This is a genomic window from Pararhodobacter sp. (genome assembly GCF_034676545.1).
Taxonomy (GTDB): domain Bacteria; phylum Pseudomonadota; class Alphaproteobacteria; order Rhodobacterales; family Rhodobacteraceae; genus Pararhodobacter.
Genome location: NZ_JAUCBZ010000015.1, coordinates 3,750,019 through 3,765,337, shown reverse-complemented (window position 1 = coordinate 3,765,337; position 15,319 = coordinate 3,750,019). Strand labels below are relative to the sequence as shown.

The 15,319-nt window shown below is 59.9% G+C and carries 25 protein-coding genes and 1 pseudogene; 25 read left to right on the top strand and 1 reads right to left on the bottom strand.

The annotated features are described in order from the left end of the window. Positions 1-16 precede the first annotated feature (16 nt). The 13 genes and pseudogenes from rpsL to rplP all read left to right on the top strand — a co-directional run bounded on the left by rpsL (position 17) and on the right by rplP (position 9,261). Positions 17-388: a 30S ribosomal protein S12 gene (gene rpsL, locus VDQ28_RS21960; RefSeq protein WP_323037958.1), complete on the top strand. Its 372-nt coding sequence runs from the start codon at positions 17-19 to the stop codon at positions 386-388. Between the two features lie 12 nt (positions 389-400). After that, a complete protein-coding gene (gene rpsG / locus VDQ28_RS21955) occupies positions 401-871 on the top strand; it encodes a 30S ribosomal protein S7 (protein WP_323037957.1) in 471 nt (156 codons plus the stop codon). A gap of 12 nt (positions 872-883) precedes the next feature. Next, a complete protein-coding gene (gene fusA, locus VDQ28_RS21950) occupies positions 884-3,007 on the top strand; it encodes an elongation factor G (protein ID WP_323037956.1) in 2,124 nt (707 codons plus the stop codon). An 87-nt stretch (positions 3,008-3,094) separates the two neighbouring features. Next, positions 3,095-4,271: pseudogene (gene tuf, locus VDQ28_RS21945) on the top strand (elongation factor Tu). Between the two features lie 54 nt (positions 4,272-4,325). After that, positions 4,326-4,634: a 30S ribosomal protein S10 gene (rpsJ, locus tag VDQ28_RS21940; RefSeq protein WP_323037955.1), complete on the top strand. Its 309-nt coding sequence runs from the start codon at positions 4,326-4,328 to the stop codon at positions 4,632-4,634. Between the two features lie 12 nt (positions 4,635-4,646). Further along, positions 4,647-5,369, top strand: coding sequence for a 50S ribosomal protein L3 (gene rplC / locus VDQ28_RS21935; protein WP_323037954.1), 723 nt, complete (start codon positions 4,647-4,649; stop codon positions 5,367-5,369). After that, positions 5,366-5,986 (top strand): 50S ribosomal protein L4, encoded by a 621-nt coding sequence (rplD, locus tag VDQ28_RS21930; RefSeq protein ID WP_323037953.1) that lies wholly within the window; start codon positions 5,366-5,368, stop codon positions 5,984-5,986. The genes rplC and rplD overlap by 4 nt, the downstream gene beginning before the upstream one ends. After that, the gene (locus tag VDQ28_RS21925; protein ID WP_323037952.1) at positions 5,983-6,279 is read left to right on the top strand and encodes a 50S ribosomal protein L23; all 297 of its coding nucleotides are present in this window, start codon (positions 5,983-5,985) and stop codon (positions 6,277-6,279) included. Before rplD ends, VDQ28_RS21925 begins: the two co-directional genes overlap by 4 nt. A gap of 334 nt (positions 6,280-6,613) precedes the next feature. Then, positions 6,614-7,453 (top strand): 50S ribosomal protein L2, encoded by an 840-nt coding sequence (gene rplB, locus VDQ28_RS21920; RefSeq protein WP_323037951.1) that lies wholly within the window; start codon positions 6,614-6,616, stop codon positions 7,451-7,453. Between the two features lie 3 nt (positions 7,454-7,456). Continuing rightward, positions 7,457-7,735 (top strand): 30S ribosomal protein S19, encoded by a 279-nt coding sequence (rpsS, locus tag VDQ28_RS21915; protein ID WP_323037950.1) that lies wholly within the window; start codon positions 7,457-7,459, stop codon positions 7,733-7,735. Positions 7,736-7,738: 3 nt separating this feature from the next. Continuing rightward, a complete protein-coding gene (rplV, locus tag VDQ28_RS21910) occupies positions 7,739-8,119 on the top strand; it encodes a 50S ribosomal protein L22 (protein ID WP_323037949.1) in 381 nt (126 codons plus the stop codon). Then, complete coding sequence (gene rpsC / locus VDQ28_RS21905) at positions 8,119-8,826, top strand: 30S ribosomal protein S3 (protein ID WP_323037948.1); 708 nt, start codon at positions 8,119-8,121, stop codon at positions 8,824-8,826. Before rplV ends, rpsC begins: the two co-directional genes overlap by 1 nt. 21 nt (positions 8,827-8,847) lie before the next feature. Further along, positions 8,848-9,261 carry a 50S ribosomal protein L16 gene (gene rplP / locus VDQ28_RS21900; RefSeq protein ID WP_323037947.1) on the top strand — a complete coding sequence of 138 codons (414 nt, stop codon included), beginning with the start codon at positions 8,848-8,850 and terminating at the stop codon, positions 9,259-9,261. A 195-nt stretch (positions 9,262-9,456) separates the two neighbouring features. Here rplP and VDQ28_RS21895 read toward each other — a convergent pair whose 3' ends face one another. Further along, the gene (locus VDQ28_RS21895) at positions 9,457-10,077 is read right to left on the bottom strand and encodes a 2OG-Fe(II) oxygenase family protein (protein ID WP_323037946.1); all 621 of its coding nucleotides are present in this window, start codon (positions 10,075-10,077) and stop codon (positions 9,457-9,459) included. 162 nt (positions 10,078-10,239) lie between these two features. Between VDQ28_RS21895 and VDQ28_RS21890 the strand changes: the two genes are divergently transcribed. From VDQ28_RS21890 to rpmD, 12 genes are all read left to right on the top strand, one after another. Beyond that, positions 10,240-10,722: a bacterioferritin gene (locus tag VDQ28_RS21890; RefSeq protein ID WP_323037945.1), complete on the top strand. Its 483-nt coding sequence runs from the start codon at positions 10,240-10,242 to the stop codon at positions 10,720-10,722. A 190-nt stretch (positions 10,723-10,912) separates the two neighbouring features. Next, on the top strand, positions 10,913-11,116 hold the full coding sequence (gene rpmC / locus VDQ28_RS21885) for a 50S ribosomal protein L29 (RefSeq protein ID WP_323038181.1): 204 nt from the start codon (positions 10,913-10,915) through the stop codon (positions 11,114-11,116). An 11-nt stretch (positions 11,117-11,127) separates the two neighbouring features. Then, positions 11,128-11,367 (top strand): 30S ribosomal protein S17, encoded by a 240-nt coding sequence (gene rpsQ, locus VDQ28_RS21880; RefSeq protein WP_323037944.1) that lies wholly within the window; start codon positions 11,128-11,130, stop codon positions 11,365-11,367. Between the two features lie 61 nt (positions 11,368-11,428). Further along, complete coding sequence (gene rplN, locus VDQ28_RS21875) at positions 11,429-11,797, top strand: 50S ribosomal protein L14 (RefSeq protein WP_323037943.1); 369 nt, start codon at positions 11,429-11,431, stop codon at positions 11,795-11,797. Further along, entirely contained in the window at positions 11,797-12,102 is a 306-nt protein-coding gene (gene rplX / locus VDQ28_RS21870; protein ID WP_323037942.1) for a 50S ribosomal protein L24, read from the top strand. Before rplN ends, rplX begins: the two co-directional genes overlap by 1 nt. Continuing rightward, positions 12,102-12,662, top strand: a complete 561-nt coding sequence (gene rplE / locus VDQ28_RS21865; RefSeq protein ID WP_323037941.1) for a 50S ribosomal protein L5 — start codon at positions 12,102-12,104, stop codon at positions 12,660-12,662. Before rplX ends, rplE begins: the two co-directional genes overlap by 1 nt. Before the next feature lie 19 nt (positions 12,663-12,681). Next, positions 12,682-12,987: a 30S ribosomal protein S14 gene (gene rpsN, locus VDQ28_RS21860; protein ID WP_323037940.1), complete on the top strand. Its 306-nt coding sequence runs from the start codon at positions 12,682-12,684 to the stop codon at positions 12,985-12,987. 12 nt (positions 12,988-12,999) lie between these two features. Then, positions 13,000-13,398, top strand: a complete 399-nt coding sequence (gene rpsH / locus VDQ28_RS21855) for a 30S ribosomal protein S8 (protein ID WP_323037939.1) — start codon at positions 13,000-13,002, stop codon at positions 13,396-13,398. An 11-nt stretch (positions 13,399-13,409) separates the two neighbouring features. Further along, positions 13,410-13,943 carry a 50S ribosomal protein L6 gene (rplF, locus tag VDQ28_RS21850; RefSeq protein ID WP_323037938.1) on the top strand — a complete coding sequence of 178 codons (534 nt, stop codon included), beginning with the start codon at positions 13,410-13,412 and terminating at the stop codon, positions 13,941-13,943. 11 nt (positions 13,944-13,954) lie between these two features. Next, the gene (rplR, locus tag VDQ28_RS21845; protein WP_323037937.1) at positions 13,955-14,314 is read left to right on the top strand and encodes a 50S ribosomal protein L18; all 360 of its coding nucleotides are present in this window, start codon (positions 13,955-13,957) and stop codon (positions 14,312-14,314) included. A 124-nt stretch (positions 14,315-14,438) separates the two neighbouring features. Continuing rightward, positions 14,439-15,002, top strand: coding sequence for a 30S ribosomal protein S5 (rpsE, locus tag VDQ28_RS21840; protein WP_323037936.1), 564 nt, complete (start codon positions 14,439-14,441; stop codon positions 15,000-15,002). Positions 15,003-15,014: 12 nt separating this feature from the next. Next, positions 15,015-15,200, top strand: a complete 186-nt coding sequence (gene rpmD / locus VDQ28_RS21835) for a 50S ribosomal protein L30 (protein WP_323037935.1) — start codon at positions 15,015-15,017, stop codon at positions 15,198-15,200. Positions 15,201-15,319 lie beyond the last annotated feature (119 nt).

The window sequence follows — 15,319 nt, the reverse complement described above, 5'->3', positions numbered from 1 at the left end:
AGATAGGGCGATTGATATGCCAACGATCCAACAGCTGATCCGCAAGCCGCGGCAGCCCCGAGTTAAACGTTCCAAGTCGATGCACCTGGAATCCTGCCCGCAGAAGCGCGGCGTTTGTACCCGTGTTTACACCACGACGCCAAAGAAGCCGAACTCGGCTATGCGGAAAGTCGCCAAGGTGCGTCTGACCAATGGCTTTGAAGTCATCAGCTACATCCCCGGTGAAAAGCACAACCTTCAGGAGCACTCTGTGGTTCTGATCCGCGGCGGTCGTATCAAAGACCTTCCCGGTGTTCGCTACCACATCCTCCGCGGTGTTCTCGATACGCAAGGCGTCAAAGACCGCCGCCAGCGTCGTTCGAAATACGGCGCGAAGCGTCCGAAATAAGGAGATCCGCAGATGTCACGTCGTCACGCCGCTGAAAAGCGCCAAGTCCTGCCCGACGCCAAATATGGCGACCAGGTACTGACAAAATTCATGAACAACCTGATGGTCGACGGCAAGAAGTCGGTCGCCGAAACCATCGTTTACAACGCGCTCGAGCGTGTTGAGCAGCGCCTGAAGCGTTCGCCGATCGAAGTGTTCCACGAGGCGCTTGAGAACATCAAGCCGTCGGTCGAAGTGAAGTCGCGCCGCGTCGGTGGTGCCACCTATCAGGTGCCTGTCGAAGTCGCGACCAACCGTCGTGAAGCTTTGGCGATTCGCTGGCTGATCATCGCGGCCCGCAAGCGCAACGAGCACACCATGGAAGAGCGCCTTGCCGGCGAGCTTTCGGACGCGGTCAACAGCCGCGGCACCGCGGTTAAAAAGCGCGAAGACACTCACAAGATGGCCGACGCAAACAAAGCGTTCAGCCACTATCGTTGGTAAGGGGCTGACATTATGGCACGCGAGTATCAGCTACCACGCTACCGCAACTTCGGGATCATGGCGCATATCGACGCGGGTAAAACCACGACGACCGAGCGGATCCTGTTCTACACCGGCAAGAACCACAAGATGGGCGAGACGCACGAAGGCGCCGCGACCATGGACTGGATGGAGCAGGAGCAAGAGCGCGGGATCACCATCACCTCGGCTGCAACCACAACCACGTGGCAGCGTCAGGAAGATCCGACCAACGAAGGCACGGCTGAAACCAAATACCGGTTCAACATCATCGACACCCCTGGCCACGTCGACTTCACCATCGAAGTCGAGCGTTCGCTGGCGGTTCTCGACGGTGCTGTCTGCTTGCTGGACGCCAACGCCGGTGTCGAGCCGCAGACCGAAACCGTCTGGCGTCAGGCTGACCGTTACAAGGTTCCGCGCATCGTGTTCGTCAACAAGATGGACAAGATCGGCGCAGACTTCTTCAAATGCGTCGCGATGATCAAGGACCGCACCGGTGGCCAGCCGTTGCCGATCGCTCTGCCGATCGGTTGCGAAGACCACCTGGAGGGGATCATTGACCTCATCAAGATGGAAGAGTGGGTCTGGATCGGTGAAGACCTCGGCGCAAACTGGGTCCGTCGGCCGATTCGCGCCGAGCTTCAGGACGTTGCCGACGAATGGCGCGCCAATCTGATCGAGCTTGCCGTCGACATGGACGACGCGGCGATGGAAGCGTATCTCGAAGGCAAGGAGCCCGACGAGAAAACCCTGCGCAGCCTGATCCGCAAGGGCACGCTGAAGCTGGCGTTCTTCCCGGTGACCGCTGGTTCCGCGTTCAAGAACAAGGGCGTGCAGCCCCTGCTGAACGCTGTCATCGACTATCTGCCGTCGCCGTTGGATATTCCGGCCTACATGGGCTTCTCGCCCGACGATGAGACGGAAACCCGCAACATCGAGCGTCATGCCGACGACTCCGAGCCGTTCTCGGCTCTGGCGTTCAAGATCATGAACGACCCGTTTGTGGGCTCGCTGACCTTTACGCGGATCTACTCCGGTTCCCTCAAGAAGGGCGACCAGATGATGAACTCGACCAAAGGCAAGCGCGAGCGCGTCGGCCGCATGATGATGATGCATTCGATTGCCCGTGAGGAAATCGAAGAAGCCTTTGCGGGCGACATCATTGCCTTGGCCGGTCTGAAGGAAACCACCACGGGCGACACGCTGTGCAGCCCGACCAATCAGGTGGTTCTGGAAACCATGACCTTCCCTGAGCCTGTGATCGAGATCGCAGTCGAGCCGAAAACCAAGGCCGACCAGGAAAAGATGGGTATTGCGCTGGCACGTCTGGCAGCCGAAGACCCGTCGTTCCGCGTCGAAACCGACTTTGAGTCGGGTCAGACGATCATGAAGGGCATGGGCGAGCTTCACCTCGACATCCTGGTTGATCGCATGAAGCGCGAGTTCAAGGTCGAGGCCAACATCGGCGCGCCTCAGGTGGCCTATCGCGAGACCATCAGCCACAAGGCCGAGATCGACTATACGCACAAGAAGCAGACCGGTGGTACCGGCCAGTTCGCGCGCGTCAAGCTGATCATCGAACCGACCGAGCCGGGCGAAGGTTATTCGTTCGAATCCAAGATCGTCGGCGGCACGGTGCCGAAAGAATACATCCCGGGTGTCGAAAAGGGCATCAAATCGGTGATGGATTCGGGCCCGTTGGCAGGCTTCCCGGTCATCGACTTCAAAGTGTCGCTGATCGACGGTGCCTTCCACGACGTCAACTCGTCGGTTCTGGCCTTCGAAATCGCTGCCCGCGCCGCAATGCGCGAAGGGATGCGCAAGGCTGGGGCAAAGATGCTCGAGCCGATCATGAAAGTCGAAGTCGTGACGCCCGAGGAATACACCGGGTCGATCATCGGTGACCTGACCAGCCGTCGCGGCATGGTGCAGGGTCAGGACTCGCGCGGCAACGCCAACGTCATCGACTGCATGGTGCCGCTGGCCAATATGTTCGGCTACATCAACAACCTGCGTTCCATGTCTTCGGGCCGCGCCGTGTTCTCGATGCAGTTCGACCATTACGACGCTGTGCCGCAGAATATCTCGGACGAGATCCAGAAGAAATACGCTTGACGGTGTGGCGGGGATAACCCCGCCCTACCAGCCCTGTAGGGCGGGGTTATCCCCGCCGCCCGCAACACAAGATTAGGAGAAGCCATCATGGCAAAGGCAAAGTTTGAACGGAACAAACCGCACGTGAACATCGGCACGATTGGTCACGTTGACCATGGCAAGACGACGCTGACGGCTGCGATCACCAAGTATTTTGGCGACTTCCGCGCCTATGACCAGATCGACGGCGCGCCCGAAGAGAAGGCCCGTGGCATCACGATCTCGACCGCGCATGTCGAATACGAGACCGAGACGCGTCACTATGCACACGTCGACTGCCCCGGCCACGCCGACTACGTCAAGAACATGATCACCGGTGCCGCACAGATGGACGGCGCGATCCTGGTGGTGAACGCCGCCGACGGCCCGATGCCGCAGACCCGCGAGCACATCCTGCTTGGCCGTCAGGTCGGCATTCCGTACATGGTTGTCTACATGAACAAGGTCGACCAGGTGGATGACGAGGAACTGCTCGAGCTGGTCGAGATGGAAATCCGCGAGCTGCTCAGCAAATACGAGTACCCCGGCGACGATATCCCGATCATCAAGGGCTCGGCGCTGCACGCGATGAACGGCACGCAGCCGGAAATCGGCGAGAACTCGATCCGCGCGCTGCTGAAAGCGGTTGACGAGTACATTCCGACCCCGGCCCGTGCCGTGGACCAGCCGTTCCTGATGCCGATCGAGGACGTGTTCTCGATTTCCGGCCGTGGTACGGTGGTGACCGGCCGGATCGAGCGCGGCGTGATCAACGTTGGCGACGAGATCGAAATCGTCGGCATCCGCGACACCAAGAAATCGACCTGCACCGGCGTGGAAATGTTCCGCAAGCTGCTGGATCGTGGTGAGGCAGGCGACAACGTCGGCATCCTGCTGCGCGGCATCGACCGCGAGGGCGTGGAGCGTGGCCAGGTTCTGTGCAAGCCGAAGTCGGTTCTGCCACACACCGAGTTCGAGGCCGAGGCCTATATCCTGACCAAGGATGAGGGTGGCCGTCACACGCCGTTCTTCGCCAACTACCGCCCGCAGTTCTACTTCCGCACCACGGACGTCACCGGCACCGTCAAGCTGCCCGAGGGCACCGAGATGGTGATGCCCGGCGACAACCTGAAGTTCGAAGTCGAACTGATCGCGCCGATCGCCATGGAAGAGAAGCTGCGCTTCGCCATCCGCGAAGGCGGCCAGCACCGTCGGCGCTGGCGTGGTGTCCAAGATCATCAAGTGATTTGGTGAGGTGGGGCCGTAACCCGGCCCCGCCGCCAATCCTGAGGGAAGACAAATGTCAGGTCAGACTATTCGAATCCGGCTGAAAGCCTTTGATTACCGTGTGTTGGATGCCAGCACCGCGGAAATCGTGAACACGGCTAAGCGTACCGGCGCTAACGTTCGCGGGCCAATTCCATTGCCCAATAAAATTGAGAAGTTCACGGTTCTGCGTGGTCCGCACATCGACAAGAAGTCGCGCGACCAGTGGGAAATCCGTACGCACAAGCGCCTTCTCGACATCATCGATCCGACCCCGCAGACCGTGGACGCGCTCATGAAGCTCGACCTCGCTGCCGGCGTTGACGTCGAAATCAAGGTATAAGGAGCCAAGACGATGCGCTCTGGAGTGATTGCAAAAAAGCTGGGCATGACCCGGCTGTTCATGGAGGATGGTCGCCAGGTTCCGGTCACCGTTCTTCAACTCGATGGTCTTCAAGTGGTCGCCCAGCGCACCGCTGATACCGATGGTTACACCGCTGTCCAACTCGGCGCCGGTACCGCCAAGGCCAAGCGAGTGTCCGCGCCGATGCGTGGCCACTACGCGAAAGCCAACGTGGCACCAAAGCGCAAGCTTGCCGAGTTCCGTGTCAGCCCTGACAACCTGATCGACGTTGGCGCCGAGATTTCGGCTGACCACTATCTGCCCGGGCAGTTCGTGGACATCGCCGGCACCTCGATCGGTAAGGGCTTTCAGGGTGTCATGAAGCGCCACAACTTTGGCGGTCTTCGGGCCTCGCACGGCGTGTCCGTCAGCCACCGGTCGCACGGGTCCACGGGCCAGTGTCAGGACCCTGGCAAGGTGTTCAAAGGCAAGAAGATGGCCGGCCACATGGGCGCTGTCCGTGTGACCACCCAAAACCTGCAGATCGTCCGTTGCGACGCCGACCGTGGCCTGATCATGGTCAAGGGCGCCGTTCCGGGGTCGAAGGGTGGCTGGGTCACCATCAAGGATGCCGTCAAGAAGCCTGCCCATGCTGATGCGCCGCGTCCCGCTGCGTTGAAAGCAACGGCGTCGGCAGAGGCTGCGCCTGCTGCTGTTGAAGGAGCTCAAGAATGAAAGCCGCTGTCATCAAACTCGACGCCGGTTCCGCCGGTGAGCTTGAGCTGAACGACGCGATCTTCGGCCTCGAGCCTCGCATCGACCTGCTGCATCGTGTGGTCCGCTGGCAGCGCGCGAAAGCGCAAGCCGGCACCCACTCGGTTCTCGGCCGTTCGGATGTGTCGTTCTCGACCAAGAAGATCTATCGCCAGAAGGGCACCGGCGGCGCACGCCACGGCTCCAAGAAGGCCCCGATCTTCCGCTCGGGTGGCGTCTACAAGGGCCCAACTCCGCGCAGCCACGCGTTCGACCTTCCCAAAAAGGTTCGTGCGCTGGGTCTGAAGCACGCGCTGTCGGCAAAGCTGGCCGCTGGCAAACTGGTGATCCTGGATGCGGCCGATCTGGCCGAAGCCAAGACCGCCATGCTGGCGAAAGCTGTCAACGATCTGGGCTGGAAAAAGGTCCTGATCATCGACGGTGCCGAAGTCAACGCGAACTTCGCCGCCGCTGCCCGTAACCTCGCCGGCGTGGATATCCTGCCGTCGATGGGCGCAAACGTCTATGACATCCTCAAGCGCGACACCCTGGTGATCACGCGGGCGGGTGTCGAAGCACTGGAGGCTCGTTTGGCATGAGCGCGAAAGCAGAACATTACGACGTGATCCGCAAGCCGATCATCACCGAGAAAGCAACCATGGCCTCTGAGGCCAACGCGGTTGTGTTCGAAGTGGCGATGGACTCGACCAAACCGCAAATCAAGGAGTCCGTCGAGGCACTCTTTGGCGTCAAGGTCAAAGCGGTCAACACGCTGGTCACCAAAGGCAAAGCCAAGCGCTTCCGGGGTATGCTCGGACGGCGCAAAGACGTGAAGAAAGCGTATGTCACCCTCGAGGACGGCAACGCAATCGACGTCTCCACCGGTCTTTGATCTGAAGATCCTGAAGAACAGGAACGGCCTTCGCGTATGCGGGGGCCGTTCTGCCATGCCGGGTTTGGTTGAGGGGCGCCGGCAGTGTCGTCGGGGCATGGCGCCACGAGCGGCAAAATGGCATTGCACGCACCCGCTGCGGAAATTCACCGCGACTCCTATAGACACCCCAAACTATCCCTGTTATCTGCCGCGGATCGCGCGCTTCGGGATTCGTTCCGGGGCGTGTGTGTTATGAGTTTGGGCCCTACCGGGTCTGGCACTAAGGCCACCTACGGGGGGCTATAACCGAGAGGCGGGGCAACCCGCCGCAAAGCAACGGAAGACAGAAAGCATGGCACTCAAGTCGTACAAACCGACGACGCCAGGCCAGCGAGGGCTGGTTCTGATCGACCGTTCGGAGCTTTGGAAAGGACGTCCCGTCAAATCCCTGACCGTGGGTTTGACGAAATCGGGCGGCCGGAACAACACCGGACGGATTACGATGCGCCGCATCGGCGGGGGCGCAAAGCGTCTCTATCGCATTGTAGATTTCAAGCGTCGCAAGTTCGATGTTCCCGGCACCGTGGAACGCATTGAATATGACCCCAACCGCACCGCGTTCATCGCGTTGATCCGCTACGAAGACGGCGAGCAGACCTATATTCTGGCTCCGCAACGTCTGGCCGTCGGCGACACGATCATCGCGGGCGCGAAAACCGACGTCAAGCCGGGCAACGCAATGCCGTTCTCGGGCATGCCGCTGGGCACGATCGTGCACAACGTCGAGATGAAGCCCGGCAAGGGTGGTCAGATCGCCCGCGCCGCTGGCACCTATGCCCAGTTCGTCGGTCGCGACGGTGGCTACGCACAGCTGCGCCTGTCCTCGGGCGAATTGCGCATGATCCGTCAGGAATGCATGGCAACCATTGGCGCGGTTTCGAACGCTGACCACTCCAACCAGAACCTTGGCAAGGCTGGCCGCAACCGTCACTACGGCATGCGTCCGTCGGTGCGTGGTGTTGCCATGAACCCGATCGACCACCCGCACGGTGGTGGTGAGGGTCGTACCTCGGGCGGTCGGACTCCGGTCACACCTTGGGGTAAAGACACCAAGGGCAAGAAAACCCGCTCGAACAAGGCGACGGATAAATACATCATCCGCTCGCGTCACGCCAAGAAGAAGGGCCGCTAATCGATGGCACGTTCTGTCTGGAAGGGCCCTTTTGTCGACGCCTATCTGCTGAAAAAAGCAGAAAAAGCGCGCGATTCCGGCCGCAGCGAAGTGATCAAGATCTGGTCGCGCCGCTCAACGATTCTCCCACAATTTGTGGGGCTGACCTTTGGCGTTTACAACGGCAAGAAGCACATCCCGGTCAGCGTGACCGAGGACATGATCGGCCAGAAGTTTGGTGAGTATTCGCCAACTCGGACCTATTATGGTCACGCGGCTGACAAAAAAGCGAAGCGGAAATAAGTCATGGGCAAAGAGAATAATCCCCGCCGCGTGGCTGATAACGAAGCCATGGCCAAAGCCAGCATGCTGCGCATCTCGCCGCAAAAGCTGAACCTGGTTGCTGGTCTCATCCGCGGCAAGAAGGTCGACAAGGCGATGGCCGATTTGACCTTCTCGAAAAAGCGTATCGCGATCGACGTGAAGAAATGCCTTCAGTCGGCCGTTGCCAACGCCGAAAACAACCATGGTCTTGATGTGGACAACCTCATCGTGGCCGAGGCTTGGGTCGGCAAGCGCATGACCATGAAGCGCGGTCGTCCGCGGGCGCGTGGTCGCTTCGGCAAGATCATGAAGCCATTTTCCGAGATCACCATCAAGGTGCGTGAGCGCGAGGAGCAAGCGTAATGGGTCAGAAGGTAAATCCGATCGGCATGCGTCTTCAGGTCAACCGCACCTGGGACAGCCGCTGGTACGCCGAAGGCAAGAACTACGGCAATCTGTTGCTTGAAGACCTGCGCATGCGGGAATTCATCAAGGAAGAGTGCAAGGCCGCTGGCGTCAGCCGCGTGCTGATCGAACGTCCGCACAAAAAGTGCCGCGTCACGATCCACACCGCGCGTCCCGGCGTGATCATCGGCAAAAAAGGCGCCGATATCGAAGGTCTGCGCAAGAAGCTGGCAAACTTCACCGACAGCGAACTGCACCTGAACATCATCGAAGTCCGCAAGCCGGACCTGGATGCGGCTCTGGTCGCCGAGTCGATTGCTCAGCAACTCGAGCGTCGTGTGTCGTTCCGTCGCGCCATGAAGCGCGCGGTGCAGAACGCCATGCGGGTGGGCTCGCTTGGCATCCGCGTGAACATCGCGGGTCGTCTGGGTGGTGCGGAAATCGCGCGGACCGAATGGTACCGCGAGGGCCGTGTCCCGCTGCACACGCTGCGCGCTGACATCGACTATGCATTGGCCGAGGCTTCGACCCCTTACGGGATCATCGGGATCAAGGTCTGGATCTACAAGGGCGACATCATGGAGCACGACCCGCAGGCGCACGATCGCCGGCATGCCGAGCTTCAGGACGCACCAGGCGGCGGCGCACCCCGCGGCCGGCGTTGATCGCCTGACAGGAGAAGATAGATGCTGCAACCGAAACGGACGAAGTTCCGCAAACAGTTCAAGGGCCGTATCCACGGTCTTGCGAAGGGCGGTTCTGATCTGAACTTCGGGTCCTTTGGCCTCAAGGCCGTAGAACCCGAGCGCATGACCGCGCGCCAGATCGAAGCTGCTCGTCGTGCCATGACCCGTCACATGAAGCGTCAGGGCCGTGTCTGGATCCGCGTTTTCCCCGATGTTCCCGTGTCGTCAAAACCGACCGAGGTCCGGATGGGTAAAGGCAAGGGCTCGGTGGATTATTGGGCCGCCAAGATCAAGCCAGGCCGGATCATGTTCGAGATCGACGGCGTGTCGGAAGACGTCGCCCGCGAGGCCCTGCGCCTTGCGGCGATGAAGCTGCCGATGAAAACCCGCGTCGTGATGCGCGAAGACTGGTAAACGGCGTGCCTTGCACGCCGGGTGGGGTGTCGCGGAAAATCGCAGATTTTCGGCGGGCCCCACACGGTACAGAAAAGAAAACCCCCGTTGCGCAAGCAGCGGGGGTTTTGCATTTGTGTGCGCATCAATGATCAACCGGGTGCCGGCCCACAAGTTTTCGTTGAAAACCCGCAACACCGCACGCAGTTGGGCCTTTCAGGACCAACTGTAATTGAAACTCACCGAAATCCGCTCGTCCTCGGCCTGGTTCATCGGCACCTCATGGCGCAGCCAGCTTTCCCACAGCAGCACGTCACCGACCTCAGGCTCCACATAGATGAACGTGCGCAATTCGCGGCGTGCGTCCTTCAGCCGGGTGGGGGCGGCCATCATCATGGCCGAGCGCGGGTCTTCCAGTTTCAGCGCCGAGGCCCCCTTGGGCATCGTCACATAGGTCGTCCCCGAGATCACCGAATGCGGGTGGATATGCGAGGCGTGCATCCCGCCCTCGGGCAGGATGTTGATCCACAGATCCTCCAGCGTCAGCTTGCGCCCGTCGAGATCGAATTGCAGGTCCTCGGCAAAGGCAGCGACGTGTTTGTCCAGCACCTTGACCAGCGCCTTGAAGATCGGAAAGCGCCAGGGCAGGTCGGTCAGCGAGGCATAGCTGGTATAGCCCGGATAGCCATTTTCGGCGCACCACTCCTGCCCGGCCTCGTCATCCTCGGCAATCGAGTAGCACGAGGATTCCAGCTCTTGCGGGTCCACGGTTTTGCCCAGCTCTGACAAACGGGCGCGGTAAAGGCGGGTCGCGAACAGCGATTCAATCTGTGACATGCCCTCTGATTACCGCAGCCCATCGCAACGCACGAGGGGCAATCGACGTAACGCACGATCAATCCGGCCCAGACGCCGACATGATGGCGCGTCTCGCGGGCTATCGGTTGAAACATGCCCATCCATGCATATCTGTAGTGGAGACACAAAAGGAGCCAGACCGTGAGCAATTCAGAGACGTTGAAGAACCTGAACACCGCCCTGCAGATGGAGCTGAGCGCACAGCATCAGTATCAGTTGCATTCACATGTGCTTGACGATTGGGGCATTGATCGGCTGGCCGCGAAAATGCGCGAGGAATTCGCCGAGGAAACCGGCCATTCCGACGTATTCCTGGCGCGTATCATGACACTGGGCGGAACCCCCGACATGGCGTTTGCGTCCAAGCCGAAAGCCCCGGAAAGCCTCAAGGCGATGTTCGAAGCGGACTTGGCGGACGAGTTGGAGGCCATCCGGTTTTACACGCAGGCCGCCAAAGCGGCCTATGCCGCCGATGATCTGGGCAGCTACGAGCTTTTCAAAGCGACCGCCATCGACGAGGAGGCGCATCGCGACTGGTTGCAGCTTCAGCTCGATTTGATGGAGCGCATCGGGGAAGAGCGCTACACCTTCAAGCACATCTCGGGTGCTGGCGCCGAAGGTTGAACGCAGGCGGCATGACCACATCAGGCAGGGCGCGGATTCTCGATCTGCGCCCTTGCCCTTTCTCGCTGCCACGCGTATAGGACCCCATCGCGCGGATTTCCGTCTGGGAATCAGCGCGTTTATTATTGACTCCACCGGACGCAGGGTCACCCAAAAGGGCCCTCTGGTGATGTTGGAAGGAACAGCAGGCATGAAAGCCGCAGAACTACGCGACAAGACCCCGGACCAGTTGCGCGAAGCCCTGGTCACCCTGAAGAAAGAGGCTTTCAACCTCCGTTTTCAGGCGGCAACCAACCAGTTGGAAAACACCGCTCGTCAGCGCACCGTGCGCCGCGAAGTGGCGCGTGTGAACACCATTCTGAACCAAAAAGCCGCTGAAGCGGCGGCAAACTGAGGAGCACGCACATGCCAAAACGCATCCTGTCCGGCACCGTGACGAGCGATCAGAACGAGCAGACCATCACGGTTCTGGTCGAGCGTCGCTTCACGCACCCGCAAATGAAGAAAACGGTTCGGAGCTCGAAGAAATACCGCGCTCATGACCCGCTGAACCAATTCAAGGTTGGTGACATTGTTCGGATCGAAGAATGTGCACCGATTTCGAAGTCGAAGCGCTGGCATGTGGTGGTCGAAGCTTCGGCTTGACCTGCACCTGACAGCTTGAACGAAACCCTGGGCATCCTGCCCAAAGGTCGGGAGAAAATCCATGATCCAGATGCAAACCAATCTGGATGTTGCTGACAACTCCGGCGCACGCCGAGTTCAGTGCATCAAAGTATTGGGCGGTTCGCATCGCCGCTATGCGTCCGTGGGCGACATCATCGTCGTCTCGGTAAAAGAAGCGATTCCGAAAGGCCGTGTGAAAAAAGGTGACGTCCGCAAGGCCGTCGTCGTGCGCACCGCCAAGGAAGTTTTCCGTGCCGACGGCACCGCCATCCGTTTTGACCGCAACGCCGCTGTCATCCTGAACAACCAGGGTGAGCCAGTCGGAACGCGTATCTTCGGGCCGGTTGTGCGTGAGCTGCGCGCCAAGAACTTCATGAAGATCATCTCGTTGGCTCCGGAGGTGCTCTGATGGCTGCGAAACTGAAAAAGGGCGACAAGGTCGTCGTTTTGGCCGGCAAGGACAAAGGCAAGCAGGGTTCGATCTCTGTTGTCAATCCGACCACCGGTAAAGCCGTGGTAGACGGGATCAACATCTCGATCCGCCACACCAAGCAAAGCCAGACAGAACAGGGCGGCCGTTTGCCAAAGGCAATGCCGATCGACCTGTCGAACCTCGCACTTCTTGACAAGAACGGCAAAGCCACGCGTGTGGGTTTCCGGGTTGAAGACGGTGTGAAAGTTCGTGTCGCCAAGACGACTGGAGAGGTGATCTGATGTTGGACGCCGCTACCTACACCCCGCGTCTGAAAGCTGATTATCAGAACCGCATCCGTGCGGCGCTGATCGAAGAATTCAGCTACAAGAACGCGATGATGGCCCCCAAGCTCGACAAGATCGTGCTCAACATGGGCATCGGTGAAGCTGTCAAGGACACCAAGAAGGTGAAATCGGCAGAGGCAGACCTGACCCTGATCGCGGGTCAGAAAGCTGTCATCACCAAGGCCAAGAATTCGATCGCCGGCTTCCGGGTCCGCGAAGAGATGCCTTTGGGCGTCAAGGTCACCCTGCGGGGCGATCGTATGTACGAATTCCTGGATCGCTTGATCACAATCGCGCTGCCCCGCGTCCGCGACTTCCGTGGCGTCAAGGGCACGTCGTTCGATGGACGTGGCAACTATGCCATGGGCATCAAAGAGCATCTCATTTTCCCGGAAATCGACTTTGATAAGGTCGACGAAGTCTGGGGTATGGATGTGATCATCTGCACGACCGCGCGTACCGACGCGGAAGCCAAGGCGCTGTTGAAGCTTTTCAACATGCCGTTCAACAGCTGACGCGGAAGGAGAGAGAATTATGGCGAAGAAATCCATGGTCGAACGCGAGAAGAAGCGCCAGCGCCTGGTCGAGCAATATGCCGGCAAGCGCGCCGCTTTGAAAGCGATCGTCACCGATCAGAACCTGCCGATGGAAGAGCGCTTCAAGGCAAACTTGAAGCTCGCTGCCTTGCCGCGCAACTCGTCGGCAACCCGTCTGCACAACCGCTGCGAACTGACTGGCCGTCCAAAGGCCTACTATCGCAAACTGAAACTCAGCCGCATCATGCTGCGTGACCTGTCCTCGTTCGGGCAAGTTCCGGGCATGGTCAAATCCAGCTGGTAAGGAGGAAAGATCATGTCGATGAACGATCCTCTCGGCGATATGCTGACCCGTATCCGCAACGCACAGATGCGTGGCAAAACGACTGTCCGGACCCCGGCGTCGAAGCTGCGTGCCTGGGTTCTGGATGTTCTGCGTGACGAAGGCTACATCCGTGGCTACGAAAACGTTGTGTCCGCTGCTGGCCATCCTGAGCTGTCCATTGAGCTCAAATACTCGTCGGGCGAGCCTGCGATCCGCGAAGTCAGTCGCGTTTCCAAGCCCGGTCGCCGCGTTTACGCTGGTGTCAAAGAAATCCCGCAGATTCGCAACGGCCTTGGCATTTCGGTGGTTTCGACCCCGAAAGGTGTCATGACCGACGCGAATGCACGCGCAGCCAATGTTGGCGGCGAAGTGCTCTGCCGTGTGTTCTGAGGAGGGCTGACATGTCTCGTATTGGCAAGAAGCCTGTTGATCTGCCCAAGGGCGTCACCGCGACGATCTCGGGTCAGCGTATCGAAATGAAGGGCCCCAAGGGGACCCGCACGTTCACCGCAACCGATGACATCGACCTGATTCTGGAAGATGGCTCGGTTCTGGTAAAGCCGCGCGGGTCGTCCAAGCGTGCGCGCCAGCAGTGGGGAATGGCCCGCTCGATGGTTGCAAACCTGGCGACCGGCGTTTCCACCGGGTTCAAAAAAGACCTCGAGCTGGTCGGCGTGGGTTACCGCGCCGCGATGCAGGGGTCGGACCTGAAATTGTCGCTTGGCTACAGCCACGATGTGATCTTCACCGTCCCTGCGGGCGTGACCGTCACCTCGCCCAAGCCCACCGAAGTGATCGTCGAAGGTATCGACGAGCAGCAGGTCGGTCAGGTTGCCGCCAACATTCGCGGATGGCGTCCGCCAGAGCCCTATAAGGGCAAAGGCATTCGCTACAAGGATGAGTATATCTTCCGCAAAGAAGGCAAGAAGAAGTAAGGGCGTTAACGATGGCGAACACCAAAATGAAGCTGTTCCAGAAGCGTCGTCAGCGCGTTCGGAACAAACTGCGGAAAACCGCCAATGGCCGTATGCGCCTGTCGGTTCACCGTTCGAACAAGAACATCAGCGTCCAGCTGATCGACGATCTCAACGGGGTGACCGTTGCGGCGGCGTCGACGCTGGAAAAGGAATTGGGCGTGGTCGGTGTGAACAACATCGCTGCGGCCACCAAGGTTGGCGCCAAGATTGCCGAGCGCGCGAAAGCGGCCGGCGTCGAGGAGTGCTATTTCGACCGCGGTGGGTTCCTGTTTCACGGGAAGGTCAAGGCGGTTGCCGACGCCGCCCGCGAAGGCGGCCTGAAGTTCTAAGCACCATGCAGGCGGCGCCTCAACAGCGCCGCCTCGATGATCGGGGGGGTGCCGGCATGCCCGGCGGCCCACTGCGATCGACTTTGTCGGCGCCATGCTGCGCCACCTCTGAAAGGATGCCTTTATGGCAGAACGTGATAACCGTCGGGGCCGTCGCGAAGACCGTGACGAAAACCCTGAGTTTCAGGATCGTCTGGTTGCGATCAACCGTGTGTCGAAAACCGTAAAAGGTGGCAAGCGCTTCGGCTTTGCTGCTCTTGTGGTTGTCGGCGATCAAAAAGGCCGCGTCGGCTTCGGCAAGGGCAAGGCCAAGGAAGTTCCTGAGGCAGTGCGCAAAGCCACCGAACAAGCCAAACGTCAGATGATCCGCGTGCCGCTGCGCGACGGTCGCACGCTGCACCACGATGTCGAGGGCCGTCATGGCGCTGGACGCGTGATCATGCGCACCGCAGTTGCGGGTACTGGTGTTATCGCCGGTGGTCCGATGCGTGCCGTGTTCGAGATGCTCGGCCTGCAGGACGTCGTTGCAAAGTCGCTGGGTTCGCAGAACCCCTATAACATGGTCCGTGCAACGATTGACGGCCTCAAGAAGGAAGCCAGCCCCCGTCAGGTCGCGCAGCGTCGCGGCAAGAAAGTGGGCGACATCCTGAAGAAGCCCGAAACCGAAGCTGCAGCCGCAGACGCGTAAGGAGAACGGGACATGGCTACTATTGTTGTCAAACAGATCGGCTCGCCGATCCGTCGCCCCGCCAGCCAGCGTGCCACGCTGAAGGGTTTGGGCCTGAACAAGATGAACCGCACCCGCGAGCTTGAGGATACCCCCTCGGTCCGCGGTATGGTGGCATCGGTCTCGCACATGGTGCAGATCATCGAAGAAAAAGCCTGACGGACGGTGCGTGCCAGCACGCACCCTACGGATGCTTGTCGAATCAGCCCCGCCCGCAAGGTCGGGGCTTTTTCTGTGCTGCTTTGTGCGTGATCACCCGATACGCTTCCGGAAAGGGA

Coding starts and splice junctions, on each gene's coding strand:
- rpsL (WP_323037958.1), top strand. CDS start 17: ATGCCAACGATCCAACAGCTGATCCGCAAGCCGCGGCAGCCCCGAGTT.
- rpsG (WP_323037957.1), top strand. CDS start 401: ATGTCACGTCGTCACGCCGCTGAAAAGCGCCAAGTCCTGCCCGACGCC.
- fusA (WP_323037956.1), top strand. CDS start 884: ATGGCACGCGAGTATCAGCTACCACGCTACCGCAACTTCGGGATCATG.
- rpsJ (WP_323037955.1), top strand. CDS start 4,326: ATGTCAGGTCAGACTATTCGAATCCGGCTGAAAGCCTTTGATTACCGT.
- rplC (WP_323037954.1), top strand. CDS start 4,647: ATGCGCTCTGGAGTGATTGCAAAAAAGCTGGGCATGACCCGGCTGTTC.
- rplD (WP_323037953.1), top strand. CDS start 5,366: ATGAAAGCCGCTGTCATCAAACTCGACGCCGGTTCCGCCGGTGAGCTT.
- VDQ28_RS21925 (WP_323037952.1), top strand. CDS start 5,983: ATGAGCGCGAAAGCAGAACATTACGACGTGATCCGCAAGCCGATCATC.
- rplB (WP_323037951.1), top strand. CDS start 6,614: ATGGCACTCAAGTCGTACAAACCGACGACGCCAGGCCAGCGAGGGCTG.
- rpsS (WP_323037950.1), top strand. CDS start 7,457: ATGGCACGTTCTGTCTGGAAGGGCCCTTTTGTCGACGCCTATCTGCTG.
- rplV (WP_323037949.1), top strand. CDS start 7,739: ATGGGCAAAGAGAATAATCCCCGCCGCGTGGCTGATAACGAAGCCATG.
- rpsC (WP_323037948.1), top strand. CDS start 8,119: ATGGGTCAGAAGGTAAATCCGATCGGCATGCGTCTTCAGGTCAACCGC.
- rplP (WP_323037947.1), top strand. CDS start 8,848: ATGCTGCAACCGAAACGGACGAAGTTCCGCAAACAGTTCAAGGGCCGT.
- VDQ28_RS21895 (WP_323037946.1), bottom strand. CDS start 10,077: ATGTCACAGATTGAATCGCTGTTCGCGACCCGCCTTTACCGCGCCCGT.
- rpmC (WP_323038181.1), top strand. CDS start 10,913: ATGAAAGCCGCAGAACTACGCGACAAGACCCCGGACCAGTTGCGCGAA.
- rpsQ (WP_323037944.1), top strand. CDS start 11,128: ATGCCAAAACGCATCCTGTCCGGCACCGTGACGAGCGATCAGAACGAG.
- rplN (WP_323037943.1), top strand. CDS start 11,429: ATGATCCAGATGCAAACCAATCTGGATGTTGCTGACAACTCCGGCGCA.
- rplX (WP_323037942.1), top strand. CDS start 11,797: ATGGCTGCGAAACTGAAAAAGGGCGACAAGGTCGTCGTTTTGGCCGGC.
- rplE (WP_323037941.1), top strand. CDS start 12,102: ATGTTGGACGCCGCTACCTACACCCCGCGTCTGAAAGCTGATTATCAG.
- rpsN (WP_323037940.1), top strand. CDS start 12,682: ATGGCGAAGAAATCCATGGTCGAACGCGAGAAGAAGCGCCAGCGCCTG.
- rpsH (WP_323037939.1), top strand. CDS start 13,000: ATGTCGATGAACGATCCTCTCGGCGATATGCTGACCCGTATCCGCAAC.
- rplF (WP_323037938.1), top strand. CDS start 13,410: ATGTCTCGTATTGGCAAGAAGCCTGTTGATCTGCCCAAGGGCGTCACC.
- rplR (WP_323037937.1), top strand. CDS start 13,955: ATGGCGAACACCAAAATGAAGCTGTTCCAGAAGCGTCGTCAGCGCGTT.
- rpsE (WP_323037936.1), top strand. CDS start 14,439: ATGGCAGAACGTGATAACCGTCGGGGCCGTCGCGAAGACCGTGACGAA.
- rpmD (WP_323037935.1), top strand. CDS start 15,015: ATGGCTACTATTGTTGTCAAACAGATCGGCTCGCCGATCCGTCGCCCC.